The following is a 12,611-nucleotide window of genomic DNA, read 5'->3' on the forward strand; positions in this document are numbered from 1 at the left end:
CAGGCAACCGCGCGCCCGAACGCCGGGCGAAGGATTGCTGGTGGGGCAAAAACTTGCTCGGGCAATACCCGCTTCAGCCCAGGCCGAGGGCTGCCAGCAACGCCAGGAGCAATAACGCGGATACACCCTGCCAGAAGGCCACGGGATTGCGCTCCATTAACGGCGGCCGATGACGCTTGTGCCAGTCGACGGATGGGTGTCGCAGCTTGTACAGGTATTCCGAGAGCGCCGGGTAACGTCTGTGGGCCTGAGGGTGAGCCGCTTTTTCAATGGCATCGTCGACCCAGGCGGGAAGATTCTCACGTAAGTGTCTCGCGGGCCGGTAGTTCAGCCCGCGAAGCTGGTTCCGGCTATGGATTTTCGGTACTTCCGCGCCATAGGGAAGCTGGCCGGTGAGCAACTGGTAGGTAATCACGCCCAGGGAGAACTGGTCTGATAGCCAGCTGCCGGGCTCGCCGAGAAAGGTCTCAGGGGCACTGTAAAGGGCGGCCCCCCGAGGAACCGCCTGTTCGCCGATCTCAGAGTCCTCAAGGCCGGCGACCCGGGTGGCACCGAAATCAATCAGCGTGACAGTGCCATGGGGATCCACCAGCACGTTTTCCGGCTTCAGGTCCTGATGCACCATTTCAAGCCGGTGGAATGCCCTCAAGCCTTTACCAATCTGCTCAACGAGATCACGCACGGTATCAAGTGTCGGAGCCGGGTTGTCCAGCATCCATTGCCGCAAGGTACAGCCTTCCACGAACTCTGTGGCCTGGTAGAGAAAGCTGGGTCGTTGGCTGGACTGGAACGGTCTTGCGACATGAGCGCTGCTGATTCGCCTGGCAATCCACTGCTCGGTGGAAAACTGTTCCAGGTAGACCGGATCGTGTCTCTGTTCCAGTGAGGGCATCTTCAGCACTACCCGGATTTCGGTTTCCTCATCCACGGCCAGGTAGGCGTGGCTACGGCTACTGGCATGAATCTGTCTCAGAATCCGGTAGCCATCAAGACGCTGCCCCGGCTGCAGTTCCGGCGCAAACGGTAACCCGGCCAGCTCGTAGCACACGCTGGGCGGACTGTTTCACCGACCAGCTTTCCGGGGTGGAAAAGTAGTCGCTGAGAAAGCCCGCAACGGCTGACTCGCTGGCAATCTCACTGACATTGCTGGAGCTGATGCCGTCGGCGATAGCTACGGCGATGCCCTTGGTAAGCAGCTGATGGCCCGTCGGCACCAACAACCCGTGGAAGTCCTGGTTTACGGGCTTTCCGCCGGCGTCAGAGTACTGGCCGGCGGAAATGGAAAGGGATCAGGTCATCGAGAGCTGGGGTTTCCCTGATAAAGGAAAAAGCAACTCCGGCGGGTGCGGCAGCCGGAGTTGCAGGAAGACCCGGCGTAGTTGGAGCGGGCCAGGGTAGCGTCGCTGTAGGCTGCTGCAATCTTGCGCTTGGACGCGGTGCGCGCATGGGTGGTGTAGAGGGTCAGGCCGGTAAAGGCCAGGCCGCCCACCAGGTTGCCCAGCACGGTGGGAATCTCGTTCCACCACAGGTAGTCCATCACCAAGAACTCGCCGCCCATGATAATGGCGGACGGGAACAGGAACATGTTCACGATGGAGTGCTCGAAGCCCATGAAGAAGAACAGCATGATCGGCATCCACATGGCCAGTACCTTGCCACTGACGCTTGTGGAAATCATGGCGCCAACCGCGCCCATGGATACCATCCAGTTGCAAAGCATGCCGCGAATGAAAATGGTGGCCCAGCCGGCAGCCCCGAACTCGGCGTAGCCAAGCGTACGCGCTTCGCCAACACTGGCGATCTTCGCACCAACGGCTCCCGGATCGGTATTGAAACCATAGGTGAAGATAAAGGCCATCATGAAGGCGACGGTCAGCGCGCCGCCCAGGTTGCCAAGGAATACCCAGCCCCGGTTGCGCAGTATGGCAGCCGGGGTTACGCCAGGGCGCTTATCGAGCAATGCCAGGGGCGTGAGCATGAACACCTCGGTTAGCAGGTCAAAGCCCATCAGGTAGAGCATGCAAAACCCGATAGGGAACAGGATAGCGCCGATCAGAAAGACTCCGGTCTCGACCGCTACAGTGATGGCAAACGCTGCAGCCAGCGCCAGAATGGCGCCGGCCATAAAAGCCCGGATCAGGGTGTCCCGGGTAGACATGTAGATCTTGGATTCGCCGGCGTCGACCATAGAGGCGACCTCCGCTCTCACGCACCCGATCGGTGCGTCACCATTCAACGCTGCTGCAACCTGGCGCAGCGGGGCCGCGGCTCAGCGAAGGCTGAACCGCACGGGCAAGGCGTAGCGGAATTTCTGTCCTGCAATCGCTTCCGGCACTGATGGCAGAGGCGCCGCCTGTTCGAGCATGGCCAGCGCTGACTCGTCCAGAAGCTGATGTCCGGAGCTGGTTCTCAGGCTGTGGGCCACCAGGGACCCGTCCCTTTGAAACTCGAACACAATCACGGGTGTGCCCTCCTGGCCAAGGCGCCTCGCCCTGCGCGGATATTCATAATATCGGGCAAGATGGCGACTGAGTTTGGACAGGTAATTATCCACTTCTGATTTAACGCCAGCGTTCTGCAGTGGAACGGTTGCCTGTGATTGCTCCTCAGTTGCAGTCTCTGCCGGATCACCGCTCGGTGTTTCCGCTTCCATGACCTCTTCGGCAACCTCTGGCTCGGGCGTTGGTTCCGTTACCGGCTCGGGTTCCGGTTCTGGCTCAGGTTCCGGTTCTGGCTCAGGTTCGGGCTCAGGTTCGGGCTCAGGTTCTGGCTCGGGTTCAGGTTCGGGTTCAGGTTCGGGTTCAGGTTCAGGTTCAGGCTTTGGCTCTGGCTTTGGCGCAGCGTCGGGTTTCGGCGCGGGTTCGCCAGCCAGCTTGATTCGGATGGCCGGCGCTGTGTTGACCGCGGATTCGCCCAGGGTGTTGAGCTCCACCGTCTCTTCGGGAGAGGCGATCGCCAGGGCGACAAAGGTCACTACCGTTGCGAGCAGCAGAAGTGCCCAACGGAAGGGCGGCTTTTGCGGCATCATTGGCCAGGCTCCGTCAACAGCAGAATATCCTGATACCCGGCCTTTTCCAGCAAACGGAAGAGTGTTTCCAGATCTGCCATGGTGATGCTCTCGGCAGCGGCGATTTTCAGGGGCTGCTGGCCATCAGGCTCCGGCAGCCGGGCAACCAGGTATTCTTTACTGAGCAGCTCACCGTCAACTTTCCATTCTCCGTCGGCGCTTACAATCATGTCCGCATGGGGCGACTGCCGGTCCTCTGCCTGCCGGGTGGCGGGCAATTCTGGCAGTGGGTCATCGGCAAGCTGGCCGGCAACGATGAAAAACATCAGCAGCAGGAACACCAGGTTGATCAACGGCAGAAGTGCATCTTCCACGCGTTCCATCAGGGTTTTGCCGGAGGTAAACGGAGGTGGAACCAGATCGCTCATGGTGTCGTTGCGTTTGTCCGCTTCCAGTGGGTATCGATACCTCTGTCAGTCAAGCCGCTCAGAACCGTGGTGAAAGCGCCAAGAGGGGCGTCGCCTGTTGTCGACAGACTCACTTCGGTGACACCGGCTTCTGACAGTTCGCTGACCAGCCGCTCCAGGGGGAACGTCTGGCCCTGCCACCTTACGTCGCCGTTTGCCGTGACCGTCAGTTCCGGCAGCGGCTCTCCGGTGACCGGGCTGCGGCTCGATGTGTTATTGGCCAACTCCAGGTAGTCCACGGGCAATAACCGGGTGGTCAGCATAAAGAACACCAGCAGAATGAAGACCACATCGATCAGGGGCGTGATCCTGATTGGAATCGGACGGTTTGGCCTCGGCTCAACCAGTTGCATGGGCGAATCGCTGACCCCGGGCGGTTGAATAACGGTCGGGCTCGTCGACGGCGGTCTCGGCGTTACGCTGGCTTTCCGGCGATTGGTAATCTGCTTCAACGGCGTCCAGAGTCTGCTCCGGCACGATATGCAGAATCGAAACCAGTGTGCTGTTGATGGTCTTGTGGATGCGTCGCAGTCGGAACTCGATCCAGGCAGCCAGGGCAGCAAACGGTATGGCCACTACCAGACCCGCGGCTGTGGTAGTCAGGGCTTCGTAAATACCGCCACTGAGCTGGGTGGCGTTGGCGCGGCCTTCGGTAGCCGCCATGGCGCTGAAGGCCTCCATCATGCCCAGTACGGTTCCCAGCAGGCCGAGAAGCGGTGCCAGGGCTGCGATAACTTCGATGATCTTCAACGGTGCCTCGAAGGGCTCCAGGGAATGTTGCGCATCCCGGGCGGCGGTTTCACGGATCTGCCGGTCGTCCTGACCGTTCTGGATGGCCTCAATCGTGTCAGTGACCAGATGCTGCAGCGGATTCATTCGTCCCCAGCGACCTGCCTGATGACGGACGTCGGACGGTCGCACCGCCGCCGGATCCTTCTGCCAGTTCATTACGGTTTTTTTAAGCCGGCCAGACAAACGTGGTGCATAGAGGGTCCCGAGGAGCATCAGGTACACGAAGGTAACGATGCCGAATATCGCCAGCGCTACGAGCACCACCATCACAGGGCCACCCATATCAATAAGTTGGGCGAGCGGGCCGGTGTTCAGGGGCAGATTGAGGTCCGTCATGAGAGGCGATCTCATAATGTAAAAATGGAACCAAATAATAACGATTATCATTGAATTTGCAAGCCTTTAATCTGACTTCGGCCCCCTCCGTCAGACTTAAGCCAGATATAAGAGCCACAAAAAAGCGTGAAAACGGAGGTTAGGTCATTACTGGTTGTCGAACCCGCTGCGGAGTCTGGATGCCATGCTGATCAAGCGATGGTTGGGCAGTCTGGCGAATCGGGCCGTTGCTCTGGTGGTTGTCGCGATCATCCTGACAGCCCTGCTGGTAACCGTCGCCGGATTTCCTCCACGCTCACGCCCGTAATCAGCGAGCCCTACATTTCCAACTATCAGGACAAGCCGGCCATAATGGTGGCTGCACCGATCTTCGACCACCGCCAGCGTTTCATTGGTGTGATTGGTGGCGCCTCTCAAAACATTGGGTATCCAGATTCGTGAGCGCCATCTGGGTATGCGTTCCGATCCGGTGGATGTCTCCGGAGGCAAGGAAATCCGCCGGGTCGCGGAGATCTTTAATACGGTGACCGATGAGCGGGACGAGGTACTGATATCTCTGGCCGAAAGAGAGGCGTTTTTCCGCTCCCTCACCCAAAGTGCGCCTATCGGTATCGTCCAGACCGACATTCTGGGCCGTATCGAATTCGCCAATCCGGCCTTTGAGTCGATCGTCGACAGACCGGCGGAAGAGCTCACTTTCAATTACCTGGCCAACCGCATACACGAGGCGGACCGGGAGGAGGAACGGCTGTCCTGGGAAGCGACCCACGACAGCTTGACCCAGTTGCTGAATCGTCGGGCGTTCAATGCGTCGCTGGTCCGGTGCCTGGGAGAGGCCGGTCGCCAGGAAGTCCGTTCGGTACTGTTGCTCATCGATCTCGACTATTTCAAACCGGTAAACGATGAAGGCGGTCACCTGCTTGGCGACGACCTGCTCAAACGGCTGGCGGATCTGTTCAAGGACTCGGTTCGTCAGTCCGATACGGTGGCCAGGCTGGGCGGTGATGAGTTCGGCATTATTCTGCCTGCCTGCGGCATAAAAAGGGCCCAGGCGCTGGCGGAGCGGATCCGCGCCGATGTTGAGGCGCTTCGCATTGAACATGACGGCCGCTCATTCGGTGTAACCACGAGTATTGGCCTGACAGAACTGACACCGCAGGACAGCGGCCCCAGAGAGGTTATGGCCCGGGCGGATGAGGGTAGCTATATCGCCAAGTCCCGGGGTCGCAATACGGTTGTTGTGGTTCCTTCACCACCAGCCGGCTGAGAGACTGGCCTGCCATAGCAGGCGAATCGCAAGCGCGGTCAGCACGATATTGAAGATCAGTGTGAACTTCCGGTTGCTCAGGGAGCTAAGCACATGGAGGCCCAGCCAGGTGCCGGCAAAGCCACAGCCAATCATGGCAAGGATGAACGGCAGCCACTCAAAGAACATGAACCCGGCCGCTCCGAACACCAGAGCCTTGGGTGCATGCTGGAGCGTCATGGCGGTGGCAAAGGTGGCCACGGTTTTGAACCGGTCGGTGTGAATCCGCTTGATGAATGCGGCAACCAGCGGCCCGGTGGCGCCCACGAACAGACTGATAAAACTGGTCAGTGCCGATGCCAGAAACACGCCGGCGGCGCCGAATGCACCCTTGGGCAACGCCGGTCCCCAGCACAGGTAGAGAACGAAAAGCGCGATGGTCAGCTGCCAGATATGGGCCGGGAGATTCACCAGTAACCAGGCCCCCAGCGCCGCCCCTGCAATCACGCCGGGCAGAAACGCTGCGATCACCCGCCAGTCCACATGCCGCCAGGTCAGTGCCGCCCGGCCAACATTGGAACCCAACTGGATCATGCCGTGAACCGGGATAATGGCTGCCGGCGGCATCCAGCTGGCCATCAACACCAGCAGCAGAACGCCGCCACCGGCGCCGAGGCTGGCGGTGATCATCGAGGTGATGGTGGAGCTGGCAAGCAGGAAAACGGCGACTGGAAGGCTCAGGCTTTCGGGTATCAGTTGGTTGAGTACTTCCATTCACAGAATTCCGTTGATTTCAGTTTGGCCGTGCGGCACAGGGCCTCGGTTGCCAGTTGAACGTCGGCCACATAGTAGAGCGAGGCAAGGCCGAGCCGGTCCCGCCCAAGGTTGTGAAAAATCAGGCCGAAGGCAATATCACCGGCGGTGAAGCGTTCATGGTTGGCGGCAAAATATTCCGCTGGCTGTGCCAGCACTGGATCCTCCAGCAGCGCCTGGACCCGTCCTGCGCCGCCATGATACGCCTGAACCAGCAGCAGGGTGAACAAGCGGTCCCTTTTGGCATCCGGCAGATGGCCGAACCGTTGCTGGAAAACCGGTGCCAGATTGCGGGCATTCTGATTCATCAGGCGCAGGGCGCAGTCGATCTGTGCCAGTCGGTGCCAGAAATTGTCGGGGGCAATCTCGCAGTCAGAGAGTGCGGCGGGTGACAGCTGCAGGATGCCCCTGGCGTTGGCCCGGGAATGGGCTCTTGCCCGCGCTCCACTTTCAATCAGGATCTGGCCGGCCAGATATCGGGGCAAGGCCTGGGGCAGGGTCAGGCGGTTCTGGTTGCTGCGGTGTTCGTATACGTAGATCAGCGCGTCATGCAGGCTTTCCGGCGCACTACTGTCGGCAAAGTTGAGGTCGTCCCAGGCGCCCCAGATCCGGTCTGCCGGCAGGGTGCCAAGATAACGGGCAACGGCTTCATCAACGTTTACATGGGGCTGGTCGCAGGAAAGGGCGAACGGGTAGCCTGTCTGGCCGGTCTCTCCGGCAACCCAGTCTTCCACCTTGCCATTCTCATACAATGATTTTCGGGTTGCGTTCAGCAGTCGCTGGGTGGCTTCACGGTCGTCACCGTCACTGATCCAGGCCAGAAACCGGCCACGCATGTCGTACAGAACGTGGCGATCAGCACTGGCGCAATAGCCGGATTCCTTCAACACCCAGCGCCGGATGGTGAGAATGTTTTCAAACACCCCCTGGCTGACCCAATAGGGCGATGTGCGGACAATGCGGGTCCAGTCGCTGTCGTCACTGGTTGCCGTCTGGGTCTCCTGGGCGGATACCACAACCGGCGCTGCCAGGATGAAAATCACGGCAAGCTGGCGTAAGCTCTTGAGAAATCTGATCATAGACGTTAGCCCCGTGACTTTCCTCAGAACAGAATAACAAATGGAACCTGCCATGAAGCAATCTGAATACCTTCGTTACGATGCTACTGCCCTTGCTGATCTTGTCCGTCGGGGCGAGGTCACTTCAAGGGAAGTATGCGAGGCGGCCGTGGAACGGGCAACCCGCGTGAACGGCGCGCTTAATGCGATCTGCTATCCGCAGTTTTCCGAAGCGCCAGCGCAGCGCTTTCCCGAGCAGGCTGTTTTTGCCGGCGTTCCTCTGTTGCTCAAGGACCTCGCCCAGGAACAGGCGGGGCATCCGTGCACCTATGGCAGTCGCGGCATGACAAAGAATATTGCGCCCCAGGACTCGGAATTTGTCCGACGGGCCCGGGACGGCGGTCTGGTTTTCCTGGGGCGAACCGCCACGCCGGAGTTTGGTCTGAAAGCGGTGACCGAGTCCGAGCTCTGGGGGCCAACCCGTAACCCCTGGAATACAGAGCTTACACCGGGGGGGTCCAGCGGTGGCTCCGGTGCGGCGGTCGCGGCTGGTATCGTGCCCATGGCGGGCGCTAACGACGGCGGCGGCTCCATCCGCATTCCGGCGGCTTACAATGGTCTGTTCGGTCTGAAACCGTCCCGCGGTCGCATTTCCTCAGGGCCCTTCATGGGCGAGGCCTGGACCGGGGCCTCTACCGACCATGTGGTGACCCGAACGGTCAGGGACAGCGCGGCGATGCTGGATGTGCTCAACGGGCCGGCGCCAGGCGATCCGTTCGAAATCCCTGCGCCGTCTGCCGCCTACGCAGAGCTGATGCAGCGGTCTCCGGGCAGCCTCAGAATCGGTGTGTTTACCTCCTCGCCTTACAGCACTGAGGTGGCCCCTGAGTGCATTGCTGCCGTCGAGGAAACCGCACGGGTTCTTGAGAATCTCGGACACAAGGTTGAATACGCAGCGCCGGAGTTTGACGGCATGGCCCTGGCCCGTTGCTATCTGGGCCTGTATTTCGGCGAAGTGTCGGCGCTGATGGCGAAGGCGAAAGAGCAGTTCGGCGCCACCGACAGCGATTTCGAGCTGGATACCCGGCTGATCGGCATGCTTGGAGAGACCATGCCGCTCTCCGATTATGTCCGCCGCCGCCAGCAGTGGAACGAATTTGCCAGGGCGCTGGGCGCGTTCTTCGGGAGTTACGATTTATACCTCAGCCCCACCACCGGGCAGTTACCTGCAGCGATTGGAGAACTGGAAACGCCGGCCCATCTGAAATTTGCTGCCCGCCTGATGCTGAAGTTCAAGGCCGGTAAGCTGGTGCACCGCTCTGGACAGGTGGATCAGATGGCTCTGGAAAGCCTGGCGCGAACACCCTTTACCCAGTTGGCCAACCTCACCGGGACGCCAGCCATGTCTGTGCCAATGCACTGGACTGCCGAAGGTTTGCCGGTGGGTGTCCAGTTCGGCGGGCCCCACGGCGCCGAAGCGACCCTGCTTCAGTTGGCGGGCCAACTGGAGGAGGCTAACCCGTGGTTCAGCAACTATGAAAAACTTGAGGACGCGTTTTGAGTTAGCCGGGGTTGTGATCCGGCTGGGGAAACTCCACGTTTATCTTTGTAGCCGGAACAGGCTATGCTGTTAGTCAGGAAGACCCCTTCTTCCTGATAGATCCTGATGGCATCGAGGAGGCGAGCGTATTATGAACCAACCGATGGCAATCGACGAACTGGTATCAGTAGCACAGGCCGAGGCCATGGGGGAGTTAGACGCCCCCATGATGGCCATCGTCCTGTCCAGCGAACAAAGCTATGACTTGCCCATCAATTCCCTTGAAACCGATGCCGACAAGGCCCGCTGGGGGTTGATCCTCCGCGCCGCCCGCGAGCATGTTGAAGCGGATGCCGTGGCCGTGCTGTACCCGGCCTGGACCACCATCCGTCACAAGAAACCCGAAGTGGAAGCCGAAGCGGCCCCGGAAGCCATTGAGGAAGAAGCCGAGGGTGCCGACGATTCAGACGGCCCCATCGACACCCTGTTCGTGCAACTGCACACCAGGGATCACGTCTACTGGCGGGGTTTTGAACAGATTCGGGATCCCAAACACCAGCGCATCATCGGCTTTCGCCGGATCAAGGCGCTGTCCACCGATTACACGCGGGACGAAGCGCCTTCGGTTGCCTCCTGGCTGAGCACCCTGTTCGAGCCGCTTCCGGAAGAAGGTGAAGAGACCACCGTGGATCGCGAACTGGCCGACCTGCTGGAAGAGCCGGAAGTCAGCGCAGCGCTCTATCCGCGTCAGATGCGGGCTCTGCACTAAGGTTATCCGGTGCGCGCTCAGAACAGGGGCGCGCGCTGGACAACCCAGAACAGGCTGATAGCACCTATGCCTGCCAGCATCACTGGCACGGCGCCCTTTTGATACATCCGATTTTTACCCAGGTAATACAGTGCCGGGAATCCCACCGCCAGCAGCGCCAGCTGACCGAGTTCCACACCGAGGTTGAAACCTGCCAGCGCCACCGCCAACCCGGATACGCCACTGGTGAGATCGCCCAGAACACTGGCGAAGCCAAAACCGTGCACCAGACCGAATCCGAACGCGAGCTTCCAGGTTTTGTGCCCGAGAATCGGCCAGGCCACGTTCAATGCTGCCAAGCCGATGGAAAGCGCGATAACCGTTTCCACCCATGCGATGGGGAGTGAAACGATATCGAGGGCGGCCAGCGCCAGCGTGATGGAGTGCGCCAAGGTAAAGGCCGTGATAATGCCGGCCAGTTCAAGTAGACGGCCCCGCAAGGCTCGTGACTGGCCGCTGGATGCCTGGTTTTTGGCAGTGGACAGCGTTGCCGGAATGACCAGAACCAGCAGAAACAGGATGTGGTCCAGGCCGATAAGTAGGTGGATAACGCCCTCGTAAACGAAGGTGGTAAACACACCGAAATAGCCCGGGGTGTCCGTTCCTGTCAGATCCAGCGTTCGGGAATCGGGCCCCAGTACGGTCAGACGTTTCTGCCCATCATCGTCAAGGCTCACCAGGCCCCGATGCAGTGCATCCTGTTCAAACAGCAGGTTGTACTCAAGCGCTCTCGGCGGCTCACCATCGGGGCACTGGATAGCGTAACGGGCGGCGGAATAGAATCCGTCACTGTGCTCGCTGATGCCCCATTTTCTGCCGGCCAGATCGCAGTTGCCACTGCTGTTCGAAAAGCTCAGGGCAGATTCCACGGTTCGCGTGATCTCGGGTCTTGCCTGTCGCAATTCCTGACCCGAGATCTGACGATTGCCGTTGCTATCAATGCCCGTCAGCAGCGCGAGGTCACGTAGTGCAACATCGATTCGAAGCTCGGTCGGGCCGTTGTCCAGGTAAAGAAAACTGTCGCTTGCCTTGTGGCCCGCAGCCATCCCACTGGCTGTTAACAGCCGCACCGTAAGCAAAGCGAGCCAGATTCTTCGTGTGACCGTCATTGTTTGAACTCCGGATAGCGGGCATCGCTCTGCCCCTGCGCTTTGAGCCAGTCCCTGACACGCTGGTATTGGACTTTGTTGTCTGCGGCGAGGGCCGATCTCAGTAACAGTCGTGCGTCCAGCGGCTCCCTCTGACTTTCCCAGTTTTCAATGGCCAGTCTCAGCGCCTCTTGCGGCTGGTTTTCTATATCCAGCTCGAATCGGGCCACATCCCTGGCATGCAATAAAGCACCTCGCCAGCGGGCCTCTTCAAACCGTTGCCGTAAACGACTGTTCAGTTCGCTACTGCCGGGGTGGCCCACGCGCTCCATGGCGATGGCCCGAATTACGGCGAGTGTGTCAACGGCCTCGAACCCTCGGGTAAGCGTCAAAACCTGCTCGAAATGGCCTTTCCCAAGATGCCAGTCCGCGAGCTGGGCCCGGACATAAAGGTCGTCCGGTGTTGCCTTCACTACTCTTTGCCAATGCACTTTGGCCTCAGGCAATCCCGCCTGGGCCGCGATGTCACCGAGAGTGCCCTCGGTCCAGAGTCGACTGGTGGAATCCGCAGGCTGGCGGTTTATCGAGTCGGCGAGTTGTGACGCAAGATTCCGATAGGCTGTTTCAGGGTCGGCGGTCCTGGCCTGCACGGAAGCCAGGCAGCTCTGGGCTATCAAACCGGGGTAGGCCGACTTAAGTGCCTGGCAATGCCGCTCAGCCTCCTTGTAACGACCTTGAACCAGCTCAAGGTTGGCCAGGGTCAGGCGAGCCTGGATACGTTGTTGCCTGTCCGAAGAGCTGGAGATTACCCGTTCAAGATCGGTGCGTGCCGAATCGAATTGATGCAGGCTCTGGTGCAAAGTCGCCCGGAGGACCCGCAGACGGTCAGTCATCTGTTCTTCCGGCCAGCGATTGACCAGTGTCTGGGCGTACCCAAGGTATCTCGGGTCGCCACTGGCTCTCCCCTGCGTGATCAGCATTTGCAGCCGGTCCCCGGCCTTCTCGGGCGATTCCGTCTCCCGTAAGACCGCGGCAGCAGAGCTGGGTAATTCGGTCAGCACCGGATCATCCCCGAAGTTGGTGATAATTGGATCAGGCGCTGCCTGCGCCTGAAAGGGCGCGAAAGCGGCGACCAGCCAAAAAATCCTGCCCCGAAGGGCAGGCAAGGTAAAAGCCGGCCCCGGAAAACGGGAAAACCGGTCACGTGGAGTTTTATTGAAGCAGGTCATCGTAGGCCTGCGGGTTAGTCTGGTCATTGAAACTCAGGTCAATCCCGTTAACGTTCGCCGGCTCGGCGTCGTCGCTTGTCCGAGCGAATTGGGTTTTAACAAACTCCGTGAAATCGACGGTCGGAGCCGGCGCCTCCTCCCGGCTGTTCGACCCATCGAAGCAGCCGGCCATGAAGAGCGCCATTGCGCAGATCGCCGTGAGCTTTGTGAATAATTTCATAGCCATC

The 12,611-nt window shown here is 59.9% G+C and carries 14 protein-coding genes and 1 pseudogene; 4 read left to right on the forward strand and 11 right to left on the reverse strand.

Features of this window, described 5'->3' with window-relative positions; genetic code table 11:
• Positions 1 to 73 precede the first annotated feature (73 nt).
• The 6 genes and pseudogenes from AC5JQH_RS10760 to AC5JQH_RS10785 all read right to left on the reverse strand — a co-directional run bounded on the left by AC5JQH_RS10760 (position 74) and on the right by AC5JQH_RS10785 (position 4,602).
• Positions 74 to 1,280, reverse strand: a pseudogene (locus AC5JQH_RS10760) (serine/threonine protein kinase).
• 14 nt (positions 1,281 to 1,294) lie between these two features.
• Positions 1,295 to 2,188, reverse strand: a complete 894-nt coding sequence (locus AC5JQH_RS10765; protein WP_493805572.1) for a formate/nitrite transporter family protein — start codon at positions 2,186 to 2,188, stop codon at positions 1,295 to 1,297.
• Between the two features lie 81 nt (positions 2,189 to 2,269).
• On the reverse strand, positions 2,270 to 3,028 hold the full coding sequence (locus AC5JQH_RS10770; protein WP_493805573.1) for an energy transducer TonB: 759 nt from the start codon (positions 3,026 to 3,028) through the stop codon (positions 2,270 to 2,272).
• Positions 3,025 to 3,435 carry a biopolymer transporter ExbD gene (locus AC5JQH_RS10775; protein ID WP_273086023.1) on the reverse strand — a complete coding sequence of 137 codons (411 nt, stop codon included), beginning with the start codon at positions 3,433 to 3,435 and terminating at the stop codon, positions 3,025 to 3,027. The genes AC5JQH_RS10770 and AC5JQH_RS10775 overlap by 4 nt, the downstream gene beginning before the upstream one ends.
• Entirely contained in the window at positions 3,432 to 3,827 is a 396-nt protein-coding gene (locus AC5JQH_RS10780; protein ID WP_273086024.1) for a biopolymer transporter ExbD, read from the reverse strand. Before AC5JQH_RS10780 ends, AC5JQH_RS10775 begins: the two co-directional genes overlap by 4 nt.
• Positions 3,814 to 4,602, reverse strand: coding sequence for a MotA/TolQ/ExbB proton channel family protein (locus AC5JQH_RS10785; protein WP_273086026.1), 789 nt, complete (start codon positions 4,600 to 4,602; stop codon positions 3,814 to 3,816). The genes AC5JQH_RS10780 and AC5JQH_RS10785 overlap by 14 nt, the downstream gene beginning before the upstream one ends.
• A gap of 184 nt (positions 4,603 to 4,786) precedes the next feature.
• Here AC5JQH_RS10785 and AC5JQH_RS10790 point away from each other — a divergent pair, with 184 nt between their 5' ends.
• Together AC5JQH_RS10790 and AC5JQH_RS10795 are read left to right on the forward strand one after the other, a co-directional pair.
• Positions 4,787 to 4,909: a hypothetical protein gene (locus tag AC5JQH_RS10790; protein ID WP_273086028.1), complete on the forward strand. Its 123-nt coding sequence runs from the start codon at positions 4,787 to 4,789 to the stop codon at positions 4,907 to 4,909.
• A gap of 96 nt (positions 4,910 to 5,005) precedes the next feature.
• Entirely contained in the window at positions 5,006 to 5,869 is an 864-nt protein-coding gene (locus AC5JQH_RS10795; protein ID WP_491713694.1) for a GGDEF domain-containing protein, read from the forward strand.
• Here the strand turns inward: AC5JQH_RS10795 and AC5JQH_RS10800 are convergent.
• Together AC5JQH_RS10800 and AC5JQH_RS10805 are read right to left on the reverse strand one after the other, a co-directional pair.
• On the reverse strand, positions 5,852 to 6,622 hold the full coding sequence (locus AC5JQH_RS10800; RefSeq protein WP_493805574.1) for a sulfite exporter TauE/SafE family protein: 771 nt from the start codon (positions 6,620 to 6,622) through the stop codon (positions 5,852 to 5,854). The two genes, AC5JQH_RS10795 and AC5JQH_RS10800, sit on opposite strands and share 18 nt — an antisense overlap.
• Entirely contained in the window at positions 6,601 to 7,740 is a 1,140-nt protein-coding gene (locus AC5JQH_RS10805; protein WP_493805575.1) for a lysozyme family protein, read from the reverse strand. The genes AC5JQH_RS10800 and AC5JQH_RS10805 overlap by 22 nt, the downstream gene beginning before the upstream one ends.
• A 52-nt stretch (positions 7,741 to 7,792) precedes the next feature.
• On the opposite strand from AC5JQH_RS10805, the gene AC5JQH_RS10810 reads away from it, so the two are divergent.
• Both AC5JQH_RS10810 and AC5JQH_RS10815 read left to right on the forward strand, forming a co-directional pair.
• Positions 7,793 to 9,280, forward strand: a complete 1,488-nt coding sequence (locus AC5JQH_RS10810; RefSeq protein ID WP_493805576.1) for an amidase — start codon at positions 7,793 to 7,795, stop codon at positions 9,278 to 9,280.
• Positions 9,281 to 9,410: 130 nt separating this feature from the next.
• Complete coding sequence (locus AC5JQH_RS10815; RefSeq protein WP_493805577.1) at positions 9,411 to 10,028, forward strand: hypothetical protein; 618 nt, start codon at positions 9,411 to 9,413, stop codon at positions 10,026 to 10,028.
• Between the two features lie 17 nt (positions 10,029 to 10,045).
• Here the strand turns inward: AC5JQH_RS10815 and AC5JQH_RS10820 are convergent, their stop codons facing one another.
• The 3 genes from AC5JQH_RS10820 to AC5JQH_RS10830 are packed head-to-tail and all read right to left on the reverse strand — an operon-like array spanning position 10,046 to position 12,604.
• Complete coding sequence (locus AC5JQH_RS10820) at positions 10,046 to 11,176, reverse strand: HupE/UreJ family protein (RefSeq protein ID WP_491713250.1); 1,131 nt, start codon at positions 11,174 to 11,176, stop codon at positions 10,046 to 10,048.
• A complete protein-coding gene (locus AC5JQH_RS10825; protein WP_493805578.1) occupies positions 11,173 to 12,411 on the reverse strand; it encodes a tetratricopeptide repeat protein in 1,239 nt (412 codons plus the stop codon). Before AC5JQH_RS10825 ends, AC5JQH_RS10820 begins: the two co-directional genes overlap by 4 nt.
• Positions 12,368 to 12,604 (reverse strand): hypothetical protein, encoded by a 237-nt coding sequence (locus AC5JQH_RS10830; protein ID WP_338354776.1) that lies wholly within the window; start codon positions 12,602 to 12,604, stop codon positions 12,368 to 12,370. The genes AC5JQH_RS10825 and AC5JQH_RS10830 overlap by 44 nt, the downstream gene beginning before the upstream one ends.
• Between the last annotated feature and the right edge of the window lie 7 nt (positions 12,605 to 12,611).

Source organism: Marinobacter sp. H13, assembly GCF_059072335.1.

Excerpts from the sequence above, each read along its gene's own strand:
- AC5JQH_RS10775 (WP_273086023.1), bottom strand. The coding sequence starts at position 3,435 with ATGAGCGATCTGGTTCCACCTCCGTTTACCTCCGGCAAAACCCTGATG.
- AC5JQH_RS10810 (WP_493805576.1), top strand. The coding sequence starts at position 7,793 with ATGAAGCAATCTGAATACCTTCGTTACGATGCTACTGCCCTTGCTGAT.
- AC5JQH_RS10815 (WP_493805577.1), top strand. The coding sequence starts at position 9,411 with ATGAACCAACCGATGGCAATCGACGAACTGGTATCAGTAGCACAGGCC.
- AC5JQH_RS10780 (WP_273086024.1), bottom strand. The coding sequence starts at position 3,827 with ATGCAACTGGTTGAGCCGAGGCCAAACCGTCCGATTCCAATCAGGATC.
- AC5JQH_RS10805 (WP_493805575.1), bottom strand. The coding sequence starts at position 7,740 with ATGATCAGATTTCTCAAGAGCTTACGCCAGCTTGCCGTGATTTTCATC.
- AC5JQH_RS10765 (WP_493805572.1), bottom strand. The coding sequence starts at position 2,188 with ATGGTCGACGCCGGCGAATCCAAGATCTACATGTCTACCCGGGACACC.
- AC5JQH_RS10800 (WP_493805574.1), bottom strand. The coding sequence starts at position 6,622 with ATGGAAGTACTCAACCAACTGATACCCGAAAGCCTGAGCCTTCCAGTC.
- AC5JQH_RS10790 (WP_273086028.1), top strand. The coding sequence starts at position 4,787 with ATGCTGATCAAGCGATGGTTGGGCAGTCTGGCGAATCGGGCCGTTGCT.
- AC5JQH_RS10770 (WP_493805573.1), bottom strand. The coding sequence starts at position 3,028 with ATGATGCCGCAAAAGCCGCCCTTCCGTTGGGCACTTCTGCTGCTCGCA.
- AC5JQH_RS10825 (WP_493805578.1), bottom strand. The coding sequence starts at position 12,411 with ATGACCAGACTAACCCGCAGGCCTACGATGACCTGCTTCAATAAAACT.
- AC5JQH_RS10830 (WP_338354776.1), bottom strand. The coding sequence starts at position 12,604 with ATGAAATTATTCACAAAGCTCACGGCGATCTGCGCAATGGCGCTCTTC.
- AC5JQH_RS10820 (WP_491713250.1), bottom strand. The coding sequence starts at position 11,176 with ATGACGGTCACACGAAGAATCTGGCTCGCTTTGCTTACGGTGCGGCTG.
- AC5JQH_RS10785 (WP_273086026.1), bottom strand. The coding sequence starts at position 4,602 with ATGACGGACCTCAATCTGCCCCTGAACACCGGCCCGCTCGCCCAACTT.